Annotated in this window: 18 protein-coding genes; 15 read left to right on the top strand and 3 right to left on the bottom strand. The window is 63.5% G+C overall.

The window, feature by feature from the left end:
• Nucleotides 1-2 precede the first annotated feature (2 nt).
• Nucleotides 3-1,982, bottom strand: coding sequence for an acyl CoA:acetate/3-ketoacid CoA transferase (locus tag QZX93_RS19630; RefSeq protein ID WP_295393335.1), 1,980 nt, complete (start codon nucleotides 1,980-1,982; stop codon nucleotides 3-5).
• 208 nt (nucleotides 1,983-2,190) lie between these two features.
• Here QZX93_RS19630 and QZX93_RS19625 point away from each other — a divergent pair, with 208 nt between their 5' ends.
• From QZX93_RS19625 to QZX93_RS19555, 15 genes are all read left to right on the top strand, one after another.
• Nucleotides 2,191-3,273, top strand: a complete 1,083-nt coding sequence (locus tag QZX93_RS19625) for a mammalian cell entry protein (RefSeq protein WP_295393334.1) — start codon at nucleotides 2,191-2,193, stop codon at nucleotides 3,271-3,273.
• Nucleotides 3,270-4,046 (top strand): ABC-type transport auxiliary lipoprotein family protein, encoded by a 777-nt coding sequence (locus QZX93_RS19620; protein WP_295393387.1) that lies wholly within the window; start codon nucleotides 3,270-3,272, stop codon nucleotides 4,044-4,046. Before QZX93_RS19625 ends, QZX93_RS19620 begins: the two co-directional genes overlap by 4 nt.
• A 170-nt stretch (nucleotides 4,047-4,216) precedes the next feature.
• Nucleotides 4,217-4,474: a plasmid stabilization protein gene (locus tag QZX93_RS19615; protein WP_295393333.1), complete on the top strand. Its 258-nt coding sequence runs from the start codon at nucleotides 4,217-4,219 to the stop codon at nucleotides 4,472-4,474.
• Entirely contained in the window at nucleotides 4,471-4,911 is a 441-nt protein-coding gene (locus tag QZX93_RS19610) for a type II toxin-antitoxin system VapC family toxin (RefSeq protein ID WP_295393332.1), read from the top strand. The genes QZX93_RS19615 and QZX93_RS19610 overlap by 4 nt, the downstream gene beginning before the upstream one ends.
• A 118-nt stretch (nucleotides 4,912-5,029) precedes the next feature.
• Nucleotides 5,030-6,085, top strand: a complete 1,056-nt coding sequence (locus QZX93_RS19605) for a Gfo/Idh/MocA family oxidoreductase (RefSeq protein WP_295393331.1) — start codon at nucleotides 5,030-5,032, stop codon at nucleotides 6,083-6,085.
• Between the two features lie 199 nt (nucleotides 6,086-6,284).
• A complete protein-coding gene (locus tag QZX93_RS19600; RefSeq protein ID WP_295393386.1) occupies nucleotides 6,285-6,896 on the top strand; it encodes an acyltransferase in 612 nt (203 codons plus the stop codon).
• 390 nt (nucleotides 6,897-7,286) lie between these two features.
• Nucleotides 7,287-7,706 (top strand): pilin, encoded by a 420-nt coding sequence (locus QZX93_RS19595; RefSeq protein WP_295393330.1) that lies wholly within the window; start codon nucleotides 7,287-7,289, stop codon nucleotides 7,704-7,706.
• Nucleotides 7,707-8,228: 522 nt separating this feature from the next.
• Complete coding sequence (locus tag QZX93_RS19590; protein ID WP_295394871.1) at nucleotides 8,229-8,705, top strand: transposase; 477 nt, start codon at nucleotides 8,229-8,231, stop codon at nucleotides 8,703-8,705.
• Entirely contained in the window at nucleotides 8,702-9,166 is a 465-nt protein-coding gene (locus tag QZX93_RS19585; protein ID WP_366760790.1) for an IS1595 family transposase, read from the top strand. Before QZX93_RS19590 ends, QZX93_RS19585 begins: the two co-directional genes overlap by 4 nt.
• A 622-nt stretch (nucleotides 9,167-9,788) precedes the next feature.
• Nucleotides 9,789-10,208, top strand: a complete 420-nt coding sequence (locus QZX93_RS19580) for a pilin (RefSeq protein WP_295393299.1) — start codon at nucleotides 9,789-9,791, stop codon at nucleotides 10,206-10,208.
• A 128-nt stretch (nucleotides 10,209-10,336) separates the two neighbouring features.
• A complete protein-coding gene (locus tag QZX93_RS19575) occupies nucleotides 10,337-12,322 on the top strand; it encodes a hypothetical protein (protein WP_295394868.1) in 1,986 nt (661 codons plus the stop codon).
• Between the two features lie 526 nt (nucleotides 12,323-12,848).
• Nucleotides 12,849-13,004, top strand: a complete 156-nt coding sequence (locus QZX93_RS19570; protein WP_295393301.1) for a hypothetical protein — start codon at nucleotides 12,849-12,851, stop codon at nucleotides 13,002-13,004.
• Nucleotides 13,005-13,345: 341 nt separating this feature from the next.
• A complete protein-coding gene (locus QZX93_RS19565; protein ID WP_295393302.1) occupies nucleotides 13,346-14,299 on the top strand; it encodes a glycosyltransferase family 2 protein in 954 nt (317 codons plus the stop codon).
• 67 nt (nucleotides 14,300-14,366) lie between these two features.
• Nucleotides 14,367-15,263 carry a hypothetical protein gene (locus QZX93_RS19560; protein ID WP_295393303.1) on the top strand — a complete coding sequence of 299 codons (897 nt, stop codon included), beginning with the start codon at nucleotides 14,367-14,369 and terminating at the stop codon, nucleotides 15,261-15,263.
• Nucleotides 15,245-15,817 (top strand): class I SAM-dependent methyltransferase, encoded by a 573-nt coding sequence (locus tag QZX93_RS19555; RefSeq protein WP_295393304.1) that lies wholly within the window; start codon nucleotides 15,245-15,247, stop codon nucleotides 15,815-15,817. Before QZX93_RS19560 ends, QZX93_RS19555 begins: the two co-directional genes overlap by 19 nt.
• 32 nt (nucleotides 15,818-15,849) lie before the next feature.
• On the opposite strand, the gene asnB is transcribed toward QZX93_RS19555, so the two are convergent.
• Together asnB and QZX93_RS19545 are read right to left on the bottom strand one after the other, a co-directional pair.
• Nucleotides 15,850-17,700 carry an asparagine synthase (glutamine-hydrolyzing) gene (gene asnB, locus QZX93_RS19550; protein ID WP_295393305.1) on the bottom strand — a complete coding sequence of 617 codons (1,851 nt, stop codon included), beginning with the start codon at nucleotides 17,698-17,700 and terminating at the stop codon, nucleotides 15,850-15,852.
• The gene (locus QZX93_RS19545) at nucleotides 17,688-18,902 is read right to left on the bottom strand and encodes a glycosyltransferase family 4 protein (protein ID WP_295393306.1); all 1,215 of its coding nucleotides are present in this window, start codon (nucleotides 18,900-18,902) and stop codon (nucleotides 17,688-17,690) included. The genes asnB and QZX93_RS19545 overlap by 13 nt, the downstream gene beginning before the upstream one ends.
• Nucleotides 18,903-18,904 lie beyond the last annotated feature (2 nt).

Raw genomic sequence — 18,904 nt, 5'->3', positions numbered from 1 at the left:
ATTTATTTCAATACAAAGGATTGATCGGCGCCCGACGACCGCTGCGCCGCTTCCTCACTCGCGTAGATCGGCGGGACCACGGGCCGCTCGGCCAATGTCCTTCCCAGTTTCACGCGCGCAAAGGTGCGCGCGGTATAGCGGGTGACCCCGGCGTAATAGCGCCCAGCCAGCTCCCGCACCATCGTGCTGTAGGCCTCCTCCAGGTCCGGGCGGATGCTTAAGTGATCATCGTTGAGGATCACGTCGACCTTGCCGCCCACGGACCCGAGCTTGGCGCAGACACTCGCATGCACGGCCGCGATGTCCTCCGCGGTCGCGATGGCGAGACGCTCGAAGTTGACGAAGAAGCGGTTGACTTGCGGGTCGTAGGTCAGGCGCTCGTTCAAGGGGATGTCCAGCAGTTGCGCGCGCAGCCCCATCGCCGGATGCCGGAAGATGCGCGCGTCCATCAGCCGCGGCGGGGCCTCCATGATCGGCCGGAAGTCCATGCGCGCGAGGATGTCGCGCGCGAGATCCACCCCGGGGGCGATCTCGATCAACTCCAGCCCCTCGGGGCGCAGCCGAAACACACAGCGCTCAGTCACATAGAACACCGGCTGGCCCTTGGCGGCGGCCAATGGGCCGCTGTAGGTGCGCTGTTCCACCTGCTCCACAAACTTGGCCGCGGCCCCGTCCTGGTGGATCTCCAGGCGGCCGTCCACCACCGCGATCCGGGACTGACCGGCGGTGAAGGTGCCGACGAAGACCAGCGTTTTGGCGCTCTGGCTGATATTGATGAAGCCACCGGCCCCAGCCAGCTTGGCACCGAACTTGCTGACGTTGACGTTACCCTCGCGGTCGACCTGGGCCATGCCGAGACACGCCAGGTCCAGGCCCCCACCGTCGTAGAAGTCGAACTGGGCCGGCTGGTCGATGATCGCCTGGGTGTTGCGGGCGGCGCCGAAGTTGAGCCCACCGGCCGGCAGACCGCCGATGGTCCCGGGCTCGGTCGTCAGCGTCAGGAGCTCCAGGATGTGCTCCTCGTGGGCCACGTTGGCCACCCCCTCCGGCATCCCGATCCCCAGATTCACCACGCTGTTGGGCCGCAGTTCACAGGCGGCGCGCCGCGCGATGAGCTTACGCGGGCACAGCGGCATGGGGGCGATCGAGCGCATCGGCACCCGGACCTCGCTCGCAAAGCCGGCGTCATAGGGGGTCGCGAAGGTCTGCCAATGATGCTCCGGCGCCTGCGCCACCACCACGCAGTCCACCAGCACCCCAGGGATCTTCACCGACTTGGCCGGCAGGGTGCCACGCTCGGCGAGGCGCTCCACCTGCACGATCACCAGTCCCCCGCAATTGTGTGCCGCGGTGGCGATGGCCAGGGCCTCCAGGAACAGGGCCTCCCGCTCCATAGTGATATTGCCGTCCGGGTCCCCGGTGGTCCCGCGCAGGAAGGCCACATCCAACCGACGACTGGGGTAGAACAGATAGTCCTCTCCGCGCAGGGTCACCAGCTCCACGATCTCCTCGGTGGTGCGCGCATTGAGCTTGCCGCCGCCGTGGCGCGGGTCGACGAAGGTCCCGAGCCCGATCCGGGAGAGGACCCCCGGACGCTTGGCCGCCACCTCGCGAAACCAGTGTGAGATCACCCCCTGGGGCAGGTTGTAGGCCTCGATCCGATTGGTCGTCGCCAAGCGGCCGAGCTTGGGGGCCAAGCCCCAGTGACCGCCGACGATGCGCCTGATCAGCCCCTCGTGGGCCAGATGGTTCAGGCCCCGCTCACCACCGTCGCCCTGGCCGGCGGCATACATCAGGGTGAGATCGCGCGGCTCGCCAGTCTCCTTAAAGCGCTCCTCCAAGGCGATAGCCAGACCCTCGGCGAAGCCGATCCCGACGAATCCGCCAGTCGCCAGGGTGTCGCCGCGCTTGATCAGGCGCACCGCATCGCGCGCCGTGACGACCTTACCCAGGCTGTCCAGTGAGGGGTGTGGCTTGCTCATGACTCAAGTCTCCGCGCAAGGGATCGAACAGGATGCCGAGAGGGCCGGACTGCGCCCCACCCCGGGGCTCGGTGTCCCGGGATGGACGCAGCATGGTGCGGGACACGCCGGCTGTCCAGGGCGCGCCGCGCGGTGAAACAGTGCCGGTTCTGCTTTACACTCTCGTTGGACCGCGCTCCCGGCGCGACTTTCACGGTAACGCGCCCCCATGAGCGGCTTGGAACGACTCTATTCACCCCCCGAGATCGGCGCCCCGGGTAAGCGGGAGGCGCATCGGCGCCGCCGCGACCTGCTCTACTCAGGGCTCTTTGTGCTGGCCATGGGCGCCGTCGCCATCGCCGCCCTGGCCATCGTCATGCCCGGGCTGTTCGGCGGGGCCTATCGGCTGCAAGCCTATTTCCTGGAGGCCGCAGGACTCACCGAGGGCATCCAGGTGATCCAGGAGGGTTATGTGATCGGCCTCGTCGAGCGCGTGACACCGCTCTTTCCAGGGCGCGACGCGGAGACGAACCGCTGTCCGCCGAGCGCCGCGGCGCGCTCACCCGCCCTGCCCTGCTTCCGCGCCACCCTGCGCATCAAGAACCGTTGGCCGGTACCGACCGATAGCGTGGCCCAACTCGGCGCGGCCGGCCTGCTCCAAGGCGACGCGATCAGGATCCACCCAGGCGCCGCCCCGACCCTGCTCGCCCATGGGACGCAGATCGCGGCCGTCGGGCGTGAACCGGACCTGCTGGCCAAGCTCACTGGATTGACCGAATCGATAGACGACGTCGTCAAGCAGACCATCGCCCCGGCCCTGGCAAGCATCAAGACGCAGATCGAAACGATCCAGGCGCTGCTCGGCACCGGCAGCGACCAGGCCGGCAACCGCGACCGGCTGGCCGGGGCCTTCGAGAGCCTACAAAAATTGACCGCCAACCTGGAGTCCTCGATCGATCCCCAGAAGGTGACCGCCATCCTAAACTCGGTGCAGACCCTGTCCAAGACCCTGGCTGAGGACTCGGCAAAGATCGGCAGCGGCACCGATGAGATCAAGGGCGCGGCCCGCCAATACGGCGACTTGGCGCGCGAGTTGCGCGTACTGGTCCGCGACAACAAACCGGCCCTGCAACGCTCCCTGGACGACACCCAACACCTGTTACAAGAGGTCACCGCCGCCCTGTCGCCGATCCTCGTCAATCTCGATGACGCCACCCGCAACCTCTCCGCCCTCTCCCGCGACCTGCGCAAAGACCCGGCGGTCATCATCAAAGGCCGCAAGGCCCAGGAGCAGTCACCGTGGTTCAAATGACCCGTGGCGGGCGCTCTCCCGAGCGGGACGGGGTATCCACCCCGTCCCGAACATTTTCCCTCGCCCCGCCAGGCGATCGCTCACCCGCTCAAAGGCCGCCGCCAGAGGTTCCAAACCGGGCGAATGCCCCGCCCGGCCGCAAGCAGCGACCCGAACCCGCCGCTCTGCTCGCACTCATCGCCCTGATGCTCACCGCCTGCGGGTCTGCCCCAGCGCTGCCGCCCGACCGCTTCTACCGCCTGGAGCCGGTGCCGCAGGTCGGCCCGGCCGGCCCCCCAGCCGCGGCCGCCCTGCTGGTCAACGACCTGGCCGGGCGCAACTTCCTCGGCGGCAACCGGATCGTCTTTCGCACCCGCGAAGAACCGCTGGCCACCCAACGCTACGAGGCCCTGCTCTGGGAAGAGCCGCCCACCCAATCGCTCGCCAAGGCCCTGGTGAGCGCACTGCGCGCGGCGCAGGTGTTCCAATTCGTCGTGGTCGCGGCGGAGCGGGCCGGCTCGGACTATCTGTTGAGCGGCGAGTTACAGCGCTTCGAGCACCGCCCCACCGACCAACCCCCGCGGGTCGTCGCCACCCTGCACCTGACCCTGGTGCAGGCGGACAACCGGCGCACACTCGCCAGCCGGGACTACAGCGGCGAGGAGTTGGTGGATGGCGCCACCCCTGACGCCATGGTCGCGGCCTTCACCCGGCTCAGCGCCCGCCTGATCGGCGAGGCCGTGCGAGACCTCCAGACCCACCAGCGGCAGTTCAAGGCGAGCGCGCGGCCATAAGCCCGCGGGAGCGGCTTGCCGCCACGGCACAGAACGGCAACGGCAACGGCATCCGTGCCCGACCTGCATGTCCAACCGCTGCCCGACCACACTCGCCGGGTACGCGCCTTGCCCAGGGCGCTGGCATTGCCTAAAATGCAATCAATGCAGTCATTTTTAGGGGCACACCCATGGCCATGATCACCATCCGAAATATCGATGACTCACTCAAGAGCCGACTGCGGATCGCCGCCGCGCAACACGGTTGCTCGATGGAGGAAGAGGCGCGGCGAATCCTGCGCGAAGCGCTGGTATCGCCCGCCGCCGGGACCTCTCTGGGGACCCGCCTGCATCAGCGCATGCTGGAAGTCTCGGGAGGCGCCGAGCTACCGCCCACGGCCCGCACCCAGCCCCGCGCGGCCCCCACATTCGCAGACGACGAGCCATGATCCTGCTCGACACCAACGTCATCTCCGAATGGATGAAGCGGGAGCCCGAACTGAACGTGATTGCCTGGCTCGACCGCCAGGCCGCCGCCCATTTATTCATATCCGCCGTCACACGGGCAGAGATTGAAGTCGGGATCGGTCTACTGCCCAAGGGTCGGCGCAAGAGCGCACTGACGGCCGCCGCGCAGATCGTGCTACGGGACTTCGAGCAACGTTGCCTGGCGTTCGACTGCCATTGCGCAACAGGGTACGGGGCCATCCTCACCGAGTCCCGACGCTTAGGGCGACCAATGTCGGTCGAAGACGCCCAGATTGCCGCCGTGGCCTTGCGTCACGGCTTCCAATTGGCGACTCGCAACGTCTCCGACTTCGATTTTCTGAGCAGCCTGAAGCTCGTCAATCCCTGGACACAGACCAGACCCACCAGCGCTCACTAGACGGTTTCGATCGTCATTTTGGTCGCCCTTGAGAGAGACCTGATGCAGCGCGCGCCTCACCGCCCTGCTGCAAGATCGAACTTAGCCTGCCCCTTCACTGCACCGACCGGAGCCAGTCATGCTACCCATCATCCCCGCCAACCGTCGCATCAAGCTTGCCGTCGTGGGCTGTGGGCGCATCGCCCAACGCCACCTCGAGGCCGCCGCACACCATGCCGAGCACATCGCGGTCGCCGCCGTTTGTGACGAGGACCCCGCCGCCCTGCAACAGGCCATGGCGACCACCGGCGCGCCGGGATTCACTGATCTCAAGGCGCTCCTGGAGGGCTGCGACGCGGACCTGGTGGCCATCTGCACCCCCAGCGGCCAACACGCCACCCAAACCATCCTCTGCGCCCAAGCCGGCCGCCATGTGATGACCGAGAAACCAATGGCTACCCATTGGCGCGACGGCAAGCGCATGGTGGAGGAATGCGATGCCGCTAACGTGCGCCTCTTCGTGGTCAAGCAAAACCGCCACAACCCGACCCTGCAACTACTCAAAAGGACCGTGCGCAAGGGCCGCTTCGGGCGCATCTATATGATCCAGGTCAACGTCTTTTGGAGCCGCCCCCAGGACTACTATGACAGCGCCCCCTGGCGCGGCACCTGGGAATTCGACGGCGGCGCATTGATGAACCAGGCGAGCCACTATGTCGATCTGCTGGACTGGCTGCTCGGACCGGTGCAGAGCGTCCAGGCCATGACCGCCACCCTGGCGCGGCGTATCGAGGTGGAAGACACCGCCGTCATGAACCTGGAATGGCGCTCCGGCGCCCTGGGCACCATGAGCGTCACCATGCTCACCTATCCGCGCAACCTGGAGGGCTCCATCACCATCCTCGGCGAGACCGGCACGGTGCGCCTGTCCGGGGTTGCCGTGAACCGTTTCGACCACTGGGCCTTCGCACAACCCGACCCGGACGATGCGCAGGTGGAGGCAGCCAATTACCAGACCACCTCGGTCTATGGCCACGGCCATCTCCCCTATTACGAAAACGTTATTCAGACGCTGCGCGGCGCGGCCAGTGCCGAGACCGACGGCCGTGAAGGCCTGCGCTCTTTAGAACTCCTGATCGCCGCCTACCTCTCCGCCCGCGATGGGCACAAGGTGTCGCTGCCGCTTGAGTATTAACACTTCAGACGATCGTCTGAACACCCTTGATCATCGTTGCGGCCACCAGTAGACAGGAGGTCGAGGCTTTAGGTGATTTCCGGAAAAGACGTTACCGAGTTTCCGTTCGTCCTGAGCGTGTCGAAGGATGAACGGAAAATCGCGCTCTGAGGCTGGACCGATGATCAAGCCCTACCCACCAACCCCGGAGCCATTCATCATGGATTACAGCATCCACCCCACCGCCATCGCCGATGAGGGCGCCCAGATCGGCGCCGACACCCGTATCTGGCACTGGACCCACATCTGTGCCGGGGCGCGTATCGGACGCGGGTGCAGCCTGGGCCAGGGCGTCTATGTCGGCAACCGGGTACGCATCGGTGACCGCGTCAAGATCCAAAACAACGTCTCGGTCTATGACAACGTCACCCTGGAAGACGATGTCTTCTGCGGACCGAGCATGGTCTTCACCAACGTCTACAACCCACGCTCGGCCATCAGCCGCAAGGACGACTACCGCAATACGCTGGTGCGCCGCGGCGCCACCCTGGGCGCCAACTGCACCATCGTCTGCGGTATCGAGATCGGTGCCCACGCCTTCATCGGCGCCGGCGCCCTCGTCAATCGCGACTGCCCTCCCTTCGCCCTCATGCTCGGCGTCCCGGCCCGCCAAGTGGGCTGGATGAGTCGCTTTGGCGAACGCTTGGTGCTGCCGCTCACAGGCGACGGCGAGTGCGTCTGTCCCCATACCGGCGAACACTACCGACTGGGCGATGGCGCCCTGGCCCTGCTTGAAACCTCAGACACGAAGGAACTGCGCAAAGACGATTAGGAATCCGACTCACCGCCTCCCTAACGCCGCTCACCGCTCCGTCGATCGGATGGGTCGGCAAACCAGCCCCGAGCGCCCCCCGAGACGCCCACCCACTGGACGCGGGACCGCACTGATCGCGTCATTTACTGACAATTTTTGTCACTATCGTCCCCCGATTGAATGAGGTTCATGCTCAACCCCTTGCCAACCAACTCGGCCGACACCGAAATCAGGTCCGTAGCAACAACCGATTTAGACAAACCGGGGGCGCCGCTAGGTGTAAAAAATTTGCAGTGGCCCGAATCCTGCTTTGTTTCCGAGCGGGAGACAACTCAGGACGCGGCCGCCCAACGGCCGCGACGGCCTCCCGGCCCAGCCGCATCATCACCCAAACTTCAGAGCTTCACCATGAATAAACAGATCCAACAAGGCTTTACCTTGATCGAACTAATGATCGTCGTCGCGATCATCGGTATCCTGGCGGCCATCGCCATCCCGTCGTATCAAGACTTCACCACCCGCAGTAAAGTGGCAGAGGGTATCAGCCTGGTCGCCTCGCCTCAGCTGTCGGTTGCAGAATTCGCACTTAACAACCTGACATTCCCAGCCGACAACGCCGCCGTCGGCTATTCATCCCCGGCCACCAGGTATGTCTCGCAAATCGTCGTCACGCCACACCTGCTCACCATCACCTATAGGGTCGCCGCCGGCGTGCCTAGCGCAAGCAACACCCTCGTCTTCCGGGCGACCACCAACCAAGGCGGCGTATCGTGGTCCTGCACCGGCGGCACCCTCGGCAAGAAACTTCGGCCGTCCAACTGCCGTTAATACTCAGGAGATCGCTTATGTGCTGTATCAAACCCCAGGGATCGCCCTGGGGCTTTTCGTTTTCGAGGCCCAATCGCCGTCGTCCGCTGCAACCGCGGCCGAACCCAGACCGGGGAGCCCGATAGCAATCGACAAGTCAGCGCGTACATTCGCTTTCCTGCATGGACTCGCCCGTCCGCTCCACCCCACCAACCCCGCCCCATGCAGACTGGATAGCATTGGCAGGGACCGCACTCCGGCTGCCGCACCTGCTCAACCCGACACCGGTCATGATGATTATCCAGCGGAGGATCGCGCTGGTTGACTCCGTCACCTGGAGTTCGGCCGGTACCTGGGACAATGAAGCGTTGATCGCCATCCCCTGGTCCGCGGAGCGTCCCGCCCTCCCAGCACGCCCAAGTAGGGTGCCATCAACGAGGCTCTTCCTGCGTTTCAGACGGCTGCTAAGTTTTTGTAATATCCTGAAAAGAGGCTTATGATCGCCAGCCGCCAGGAAGGTTTGCAGGTTTCGGAGTTATGCTGATGATCCCCCTTACAACGCTGCTGGACGACGTCAAGTGTTACGACGTCCTGCGTCGCTTGCACTGGCCCGAAGGGGTGACGTGTCCGCACTGCCAGTCGTCGCAGGTGAGCAAACAAGGGCGAGACTCCACCCAGCCAGCGCGTCGCAAGTATCGTTGCGGGGGCTGTGGGCGCCACTTCGACGACTTGACTGGGACGATCTTCGCCGGTCGGCATCAGTCGTTGATGGCCTGGATCGGCTGTCTGTACCTGATGGGCTTGAACCTCTCCAACCTTCAGATTGCCCACGAGTTGGGTCTGAACGAGGATGACGTGCAGCGGATGACCGAGCAACTGCGCGCGGGGATCGTCGCCAGCCAGCCGACACCGATGTTGTCGGGCGAGGTCGAGTGTGACGAGGTCTACGTGGTAGCCGGTCACAAAGGTCATCCTGATGCTGTGAAAAAAAAGGGCGCAAGGGGCGCTGCCGTCGGCTGAAGGGGGCGCCCGGTCGCGGGACGCTGGAAAAAGAGAAGCCACCGATCTTTGGCATGATCGAGCGCGGCGGACAGGTGGTGATTCGGATGCTTGAAAATGTTCAACAAAAGACCATTCGTCCGTTGATTTTGGCGGTCATTGCCCCGGGCACCCAGGTCTACACCGACGAGTACGACATCTATGCCCGACTGCCGGAGTGGGGTTATGGTCATAAGACGGTCTGCCACAGTCTGGGCGAGTACGCCCGTGATGAGGACGGCGACGGCTTCCACGAGGTCCATGTCAACACCATGGAGGGCTTCTGGTCACTGTTGCGCTCTTGGCTGCGTCCCCATCGCGGGATCTCCCAGGAGAAATTGCCGCTCTACCTGGGGTTCTTTCAGTTCACACACAACGTCCGCCGGCGCGGCCGGGGGCTGCTCCAGCCCATGCTCTCGGCCTTGCTGACCAGAGCCGTCTGAAACGCAGGAAGAGCCATCAACGATTGGGCCAACCAAGGGGATGTGAGCCGGTTGCGCACCCAATTCGGTCAGGCCGCCGCAGCGCCCTGATCGCCATTCCGGCCGGGACGCCGGAATCCAGGCCAGGAGCGGCAACCTCTCGGCGGCCGCGGACTCACAGAATATAGCGGACTGGCAGGAACGGCGATCAAGTTCGCCCCGACCAACCCCACCAACCGATCTGACCTATTTCCTGATGACCGCAGAACGCTGGGGCGATGCGGTGCGCTTGATCGATCGGATGGCTCGGCAAACCCGCCCCGGAGACACCCGATACCGACCCATCGGGCATCACTAATCGCGTCATTTACTGACAATTTCTGTCACTATCTTCCCTCAATCGCCCCCGGCTCAGGCTCGCCCCCAGGCTAGCCCCCAACCGCGCAACCCGGTCAACGTCGCGATCAGGTGCCTACTGACAAGCGGTTAACCGAATATCGGGCTATCGCCCCGTGCGAAAATGGCCCGGTGGCCCGAATCCTGCTTATCTTACGAGCGGGAGACACTCAGGACGCGGCTGCACATCGGCCGCGACGGCCTCCCGGCCCAGCCGCATCCATCACCCAAATTTCAGAGGTTCATCATGAACAAAAAGATCCAACAAGGCTTCACCTTGATCGAACTCATGATCGTCGTCGCGATCATCGGCATACTGGCGGCCATCGCCATTCCGTCCTATCAGGACTTTACCACCCGCAGTAAAGTGGCAGAGGGTATCAGTCTGGTCGCCTCGCCCCAGATGTCGCTTGCAGAATTCGCGCTTAACAACCTGACATTCCCGGCGAATAACGCCGCCCTCGGCTATTCGTCCCCCAACACCAGATATGTCTCGGGCATCGCCGTCACGCCACACCTGCTCACCATCACCTATAAGGTCGCCGCCGGCGTGCCTTCTGCAAGCAACACACTGGTCTTCAGGGCCACGACCAGCGCTGCTGGCGTACAGTGGTCCTGCACTGGCGGTAGCCTCGGCAAGAAGCTTCGGCCGTCCAACTGCCGTTAAAGTTCAGCCGCTAGCTTAAGTGCTGAATCAAACCCCAGGGTTAGCCTTGGGGTTTTTTCGTTTTCGAGACTCAATCGCCGTCGTCCGCTGCGACCGCGGCCGGACCCAGACAGGGGAACCCGATGGCAATGGACAAGTCAGTGCGCACGCCGTTATTGGTCGCGTGCTCGTTAGCGCTGCTGCTCGCGATCGGCTGGTTTGCCTTTGCGCCTGGTTTGTCCGGCCCATTCTTCTTCGACGACCAAGGCCACCTGCCTAAACTCGCCGGCTCGGGTCACGGCATTCAGACCCAAGAGGACGTGATCCGGCTGATCCTGCCGGACGAAGGAGGCTCCGGTCGTTCGCTGTCTTTTCTATCGCTCCTGCTGGACGACACCGGCTGGCCCAGCCCACCCGCAGGATTCAAGCGTACCAATCTACTCATCCATTTATTCAATGGCGTCCTGGTATTCGTCTTCCTGCGCGGACTCACCCGCCTGATCCGCCCCGTCAGCCCCGCCCCGCCCCATGCGGACTGGGTGGCATTGGCAGGGACCGCACTCTGGCTACTGCACCCCATCAATCTGTCGCCGGTCATGATGGTGATCCAGCGGATGACCCTGCTCGGCGGCACCTTCTCGCTGCTGGCGCTCATCGCCTATCTGCACGGCCGGCGCATTGCACCCCAACGCCCCTGGATAGCCCTATTCTGGCTCGCGCCCGTCTTCGGGTCCTGTATCGTACTCGGCATCCTGAGTAAAGAGACGGCGTTCATGACCCTGGCCTATGTCACGGTCCTGGAGCTCACCGTACTCGGCGCAGACCGACCGCCGCGCCCCGCCTGGTGGCGCGCCTGGTCCGTCCTCTTCCTAGTCCTGCCCCTGGCCTTATTGGGGATCTATCTCGCGCTGGTCTTCGGTATCATGGCCGACGCCTATGATGCGCGCGTATTCACCCTGTCCGAGCGGCTGATGACCGAGGGCCGGGTCCTGATGCAGTACCTGAGGGTCATCTTACTACCCTCACTCAGCGAGTCCACCCCCTACCGGGACGACTTCACGGTCTCCCATGGACTATTCGACCCGCCCCAGACGCTCGCTGCGCTGGGAACGATTGCGCTGCTGCTGGCACTGGCGATCCGGCAACGGCGCGCCTGGCCATTGTTCGCACTGGCGGTCCTCTGGTTCTTTCTTGGACACTTGCTCGAAGGGACGGTCCTGCCGCTCGAGCTCTATTTCGAACATCGCAATTACCTGCCCATGCTCGGCCCCATCTTCGTCCTGTGCTATGGCGCGCTGTCGATCCCCGTAGCTTATCGACGCCTGATTGGCGCTGGCCTCATCGGCATGATCGCGCTGGTTGGCACCATCACCTGGAGTTCAGCCGGCGTCTGGGGCAATGAAGCGTCGATCGCCATCCTCTGGTCAGCGGAGCATCCCGCCTCCCAGCGGGCCCAGGGGGGCGCGCTCAACTATTGGGCCAACCAAGGGGATGGGGGGCGGCTACGCGCCCAATTCGATCGGGCCACCGCGGCTGACCCCACCAACGCCCATCTCCCGCTCTACCGCTTTGCCATCGAACACTGCGCTGACACACGCCTACCAAGACTCGGCGCCAGCATGGAGGAGATCGAACGCGTGGTACCGACGGCCCCAGCGGACTTTGCCAGTGTCGCAACGATCGAATGGATGATGGAAAAGAGTCGAAAAGGGCGTTGCCGAGTCGCACCGCAGGACATGCAACGGGTCTTCGAGCTCTATCTGTCAAACCCAAAATTCATCGCCAACCGCCGAACCCATCGGCAGTTGGAAACGCTACTCGCAGACTATCGCCGACACCAGGGCGACCTGGATGGCACCATCCGCGCTCTCGACCGCGCCTATGCCGCATCCCCATCCTTCACGATTGCACTCGATCAGGCCTATTTCCTGATGACCGCGGGACTCTGGGACGACGCTGCTCACTATATCGAGATCGCCGCCAAGACCCCGCCGGCTGGCCTGTATGAATGGCTGAGGCGGGATCAAAGAGTGGCCGCCTTTCGGGAGGATTTTCTCAAGCAACGGGCAGCTGCCGCCCAGACAAAGGCATCGGCCGATCGACAGGACCAGCCGCAAACGCCTCAGGTACACTGAGAGGCGCTTCATCAAGATTGACTGGGATTGATGTCATTTGTCGCGGCCTGGGGGCCGCTCCTACCCCTTAGGAGTGGCCCCCAGGCCGCGACGGGTAACTTGAAGGCGAACAATGATGGTCCATGAAACGGCACCGCGGCTCTATCGGTAGCACGCCCCTCGCACGGACATACCGTTGGCCGCCGATTCGATCACGAGTGGTGTGATCAGCAAAATCGCCCGCGTAGGGTGGATAAGGCGCGCGGCACAACGCCGCGGGTCGAGGACGGCGTAACGCGCCGCATCCACCAGCCAAGACATCGGCGGCGTTGGCAAATGCGCTGCGCTTATCCAACCTACGCCGCCTCCGCAACCACATCAGCTTTACTCGCACCCATTGGCCGCTTGCGTGCTTCAACTACCTGGCACATAATCAATCTACACCGGAGTCTGCGATAAAATTACAGTTAGCCAAGTGGGGCAAAAGTCTGGCCATCCGGCTGCCGATCGAGTGCGTGCGAGCGGCGGGTCTAAAGGAGGGGATGAATTGGATGCGGAGGTAACGAGCACCCGAGAGATCCGGCTGGTGCCCACACAGGTCTTCGATAAGCTTCAGTTCTTAGGACGCGTCCGGGAACTGCGCGCCCGGATGCCCATGACCCGACCGGTCGTCGAGACCATGCGGCAGGAGGATCGCTATTGACGCTTCGAATGAATTCGAGCTCTTCTGCGGCACCGGTTTACGACTGGTGCAAGTGAGTCGTAGCGCCTTCATGCAGGCAGCCCGCCTGGGACTGCGCAAACACGGCACAGAGTTTCGCCGCTTACCGGGATGCTGCTGACGATCTTGATCGTCGTTCCGACCCCGAGGAGACAGGGGGTCGAGGCTTTAGCCGGCTAAACTCACATGTCAGCGGACCGGCTCTGGCTAAAGCCTCGACCTCCAGTTTGGAGCGCCGGGGCGAAGGCCGTCATTCCGGCCGGGACCCCGGAATCCAGGCCAGGGATGGCAACCTCGCAAACGACCGCCGAGTTTCAACGCTAATGACCATGATCAATGACCAACGTATTGCAGTCGTCGTCCCCTGCTACAACGAGTCGACCCAGATCCTACGGGTACTCCAGACCATGCCCGCGGAGGTGGACCGGGTCTATGTTATCGACGATGCCAGCCCGGACGATACGGCCGCCGTCGTCCGTGCCTACCAACCGTGCGATCCGCGTATCGAATTGCTGGTACATCCGGTCAACCAGGGGGTCGGTGGGGCCATTGCCAGCGGTTACAAGGCGGCACTCGCAGAGCGCATGGACGTGACCGTGGTCATGGCCGGCGACGGGCAAATGGACCCAACCGACTTTCCGGCTATCGTGGAACCGGTACTCTCCGGCCACTACGACTACGCCAAAGGCAACCGACTGTTTAGTGGTGAGGCATGGAACATGATTCCACGCGTGCGCTATCTCGGCAATGCCATGCTCTCGCTGCTGACCAAGATCGCCTCCGGCTACTGGCACATTGCCGACTCCCAATCGGGCTATACCGCCATCAGCCTGCACGGCCTGGAGGCGATCAACTGGGACCTCATGTATAAGCGTTACGGGCAGCCCAATGATTTGTTGGTACGACTCAATATCGCCGATATGCGCGTGACCGACGTACCCATTCGCCCAGTCTACGGCATCGGCGAGAAGTCCGGTATCCGCCCGCTGCGCATGATCCCCCAACTCTCCTGGCTTATCTTTCGGCTCTTCTTTTACCGATTGCTGCATAAGTACGTCATCCAGGATTTTCACCCACTCGTATTCTTCTACGCCTTCGGCCTGACCCTCTTTCCGCCAGGCTTCGTATTCGGCATCTATCTGTTGGGTCTTCGGCTATTCTTTGGTCCAATCGCCGGCACCAGCGCGATGTTTGCCACCCTATTGACCCTGATGGGGTTGCAATTTTTGCTGTTTGCGATGCTGTTCGACCAGGAACAGAACAAGCACCTGAAATGACATGACGGCGACGCCCTTGCATGCTCGATGGCGGACGCGATTCCGGGGGCTGATGCGCCAGTCACGCATGATCTATACCCCGCTGGCCCTGGCCTTCCTGGCCTATCTGTTCTGGCGCGACCACGAGCGCCTCGTTGCGAACCTCTCGGAAGTCGCGCCCGGACTGGTTGGGGTGATCTTCTTATTGGTTGCGCTAGGCCATCTCTGCATCGGCCTCTCCAGCCATTTACTCTTGCGCTCACTTGACCACAAACCAGGACTGGGGCTAGTGTTATCGATCCACATCAATCGCCTGCCCGCCCGATACCTGCCCGGCGGTATCTGGCAGACAGTGACGCGGGCATTAGATTTTTCCGCCAAAGGACTACCAAAAGCAACGATCCTGCGCTTAGTGCTGCTGGAGATGGGCATTTCCGTCTGTCTGGCGGCCGTGATCGGAGGCGCCGTGCTGCTCTGGATGAGCGGCAATGGAACCGCCCCAGTTTTCGGGTTGGTCGCTCTGATCGGAGCAGTGGGGCTTATCGTCGGTCCGCGCCTGACAGGAATGCTTGGTAAAGACGTAACCTCAATGTCTGGCGCTACCTACCTTGCTTCCGTGGGCAGCTTCTCCTTAGTCTGGGTGCTGTACGGTAGTGCGTTTGCCTTGTTCGCCGCACAGATGGTTCCAGGGATTGATTGGGCGCGAGCCATCGGAATCTATTTGATCTCCTGGCTCGCCGGATTTCTCGCCTTCTTCGCCCCGCAGGGGATTGGTGTCTTTGAGGTGACATCCAGCTATCTGCTCACCGGCACTCTGGCCTCAGGCCTCGTTACGTCAATGTTCGCATTCCGGGCCTTGACCATCGTCGCCGACCTCTGCGTTTGGCTCATCTTCCGCGTCTGGCGGTGGCTGACCTGCACCCGCTCGGGAGACACCGATCAACCACAACCCAGCAAGGGCAATCAATGCAACGAGAAGATTTAATCGTACCCCTGATCTCGGGCCAACGTGTCCTGGATATCGGAAGCCTCGGGCAGTCCTCGGTCTATTGCCTGTGGAACGTACTCAATGAGCATAGCGCCAGCCTGACGGGGGTCGATCTGCCAGATGCCGAGCAGACCGCGCGCGAAATCCTCAAGGTCACAGCGGATGGATTGCGCCACAAGAATGATCCGCGGATCACTTACGGCAACATGGAGACCCTGGACTTGGGGGCGACCTTCGATGTGGTGACGGCTGGCGATGTGATCGAGCATGTGAGTAACCAGGGACTATTCCTTGACAACATCCGCCGACATCTGATGCCAGGGGGCAGATTGATCTTGACCACCCCAAATGCCAAATGGCCTACGGTCCTATTCCGCCCCAACGCCACCCATGTCCTGTGGCACGATGCCTTTACGCTACGCCAATTACTGGAGCGCCACGGCTTTCGGGTAGAAACCATCCGCTACTACCGCGGCAACAAGCCGCACTATCCTTGGTGGGTGCGTCCGCTCCTGCTTCGCCAGCAGATCTTTGTAGTCGCACGAAACTGAACTCGGCACCCCAGGGCGCCGCTTCCGACCCCCTACTCACTCCGCCCCTGCCGCCACAGGCAGTAGATATAGATCTGCCACAGGCGATGCCCATAGTCGCGCCGCCCGCTGCGATGGGCAGCGAGCAGGTCGCTTACGACCGCTGGCACGAACGGTAGTGCGGGATCGGCAAGTCGTGCCTCCAGTGCATCTCCCAACGCGCCCGCGAACCACCGATGCACCGGCACCGCGAACCCCTGTTTGCGCCGCGCCCAGATCGCCGGCGGGAGCAGCGGCTTAAATGACTCCGCCAGCATTTGCTTGCCGCCGAGACCGGCGAGATGCCACCGCCTCGGCAGGGAGAAGGCCAGTTCAACCACCTCCCGATCCAGAAAAGGGGCGCGTGCCTCCAACGACGCGGCCATTGAGGCACGGTCGACCTTGAGCAGGATATCCTGGGGCAGATAGATGATGGCGTCCGACACCATCATCCGCCACACGTCATCCGCATCACAGACGGCCGGGATGCCGGGTGGCGGGTGTCCGCGTCCGGCCAGGTCCGGGGCCAGGGCCGCCAACTCATCCGGACGATAGATCAAGGGTGCCACATAGGGCGTCTCCGCCACCGCACGGCCGACGAGATCGACAAACAGGTGTGCCTTTTTCAATAGGCTGCGACTATGGTGAGCCATCGGCTCAGGCAGGGCGCGGATCGCCCGTTCGGCACCCGCCCGTAAGGGCCGCGGCAGGCGGGTATACCAGCGCAATAACGCAGGCCCCAGATAGCGCTGATAACCGCCAAACAGCTCATCTCCACCGTCGCCGGACAAGGCCACCTTGACATGGCGAGCGGCCAGATTGGAGACCAAGGCCGTCGGCAGCAATGACGAATCGGCGAATGGCTGGCCAACGTGCTGCAAGACCAGGTGCTCTAGCGCTTGCGGCTCGTAAACACCCAGCACCTCCTCATAATGATCGGTACCCAACCGATGGGCGACCTCACGGGCATAAATGCGTTCATCAAAGGCGGCCTCAGTGAAGCCGATGGTGAAGGTCTTGGGCGGACTGCCGGAGACCTGGGCGGCCAATGCGACCATCAGCGAGGAGTCCACACCGCCGGAAAGAAAGGCCCCAACCTCCACATCCGCCACCAGCCGTCGCTGGACCGCCGCGGCCAGTGTCTCACGCAAACGCTCATGCGCTTGCGCCCGGTTGCCGCGGAAGCCACCCACCCGCAATTGCCAATATGCCCCAGTCGCGCAACCCGCAGCCGGCGACCAGCTCAACCAATGACCGGGAAGCACCTCCCGCACCCCCTGGTAGGCCGTGGTGCCGGGCAGGTAATAGCCATAACGCAGATAATCGGCCGTACTATCCAGGTCCTCAGGGGGGCGCACCGGCAATAGGGCGAGGAGCGCAGGCAACTCGGATGCCGCACAGAAGCGCCCGTGGTCGGTCCAATAATACAGCGGCTTCTTGCCCATTCGGTCGCGGGCCAGCAGCAGGGTATGGGCCGCGCGGTCCCACAGGCTCAAGGCCCACATCCCCTCGGCATGGTCCAGAAAGGCCGTACCTTCGAGGACCAACCCAGCCAGCAGAACCTCGGTGTCGCCCTGGGTGCGCAGGGTCCAGCGGCCGGCGAGCCGCTCGCGCAGTGCGCGATAGTTATAGACCTCGCCGTTGTACGCCAGGACATAGCGTCGGAGCGCGTCTTCCATCGGCTGGGCACTGGCGGCAAGGTCGATGATCGACAGGCGCCGGTGCCCGATCACGAGCCCGGGGGCGCAGACCAGCCCCTCGGCATCCGGGCCGCGGTGGGCAAGGGCACGCAGCGCCCGCCCAGCCGCCGCGACCAGGGCCGGTTGCGCACGCGACGGATCGTAGCCGAAGATCAGCCCGCACATGGGCGCCGCCGCGCGGCCAAAACCTCCCGGTAGAGATTGGCGTAGTTCATCCCGGTGCGCTCCCAGGTCAATCCCTGCACCCCGGCTCGCCCGGCCTCGCCCAATCGTTCCACGAGCCCAGGCTCGTTGATCAGGCGGCGTAACTGGGCAGCCAGAGCAGCAGGCTCATCCGGTTCAAATAGCAGGCCGTTTTCCCCGTCACGAACGAGTTCCAAGACCCCGGGGATGGCGGAGGCCACCACCGCCCGGCCGGCCGCCATCGCCTCCACGACCACGTTCGGCCGCCCCTCGGAGCGGCTGGCAAACACCAGTACATCGTGGCGCGCCAGCACACCGGGAATCTCCGCCGGCGCCAACGTGCCGACAAAATGCACACGCCCAGCCAGCGACGGAGCGGCGCCCAGGGCCTCCAGTCGGGGGCGCTCGGGTCCGTCTCCCACCAGGGTCAGCTCGACCCCCAGAGCCGGTTCCAGTTGGGCAAACGCGGCCAAGATACTGGCGACACCCTTACCCGGAATCAGCACGCCGATGCAGATCAGTCGCAAGCACTGGCCCGGGGCGATCGAGGGAACCGCGAAGAAGGCCGGAGCGACCCCGTTGGGTATCACAGCGATCCGCCCGGGTGCGACCCGCAGGATACCAGCCACCTGGTCACGCAGCGCTTCGCCGACGGTGACCAAGCGCTGATTCAGGAGTAGACAGGTCTTGAGCAAGAAACGCCAGAGGCGGCTGCCCTCGGCAAGCCTCACATCTGTTCCACGCAGGGTAGTCACCACCGGCGTCCCAGTCAGGCTCCCGGCAAGCCCCGCGATCACCCCGGGGGCCGACCAGTTGGCGTGGATCAGATCCGCCTGTCGAGCCGCCCGCAGCACGGCCACGAAAAATGCCGGTAGAAAGAGAACGAGCACGATCGGCAGCCCCCCGCTACGCCTGAGCGCCTCGGGCAGCCCGCCGGGTTGATAGGCCAGAGTCTGCCAGCGGCGCGGCCCATAACGGAAGCAGCGCACCAGCACTCGATCCCCGGCCTGCCACTGGACATCCTCCTGAGCACAGGGGGTGACGATCTGCACGCGGATGTTGGGTGGAAGGTGGGCGACCATCTGGCCGACAAAAATGCCGCTCAAAGGGGGAAACCCGGTCGTCACCACCACCACGCGCAGCGGCCGTAGCGCACCGGGCCCCTGTTGGTCGATTTGACGCACTA

The organism is uncultured Thiodictyon sp., assembly GCF_903946935.1.
GTDB lineage: Bacteria > Pseudomonadota > Gammaproteobacteria > Chromatiales > Chromatiaceae > Thiodictyon.
Note: the sequence above shows the minus strand (reverse complement) of the source record. Positions and strands in the feature narration are given on the sequence as shown.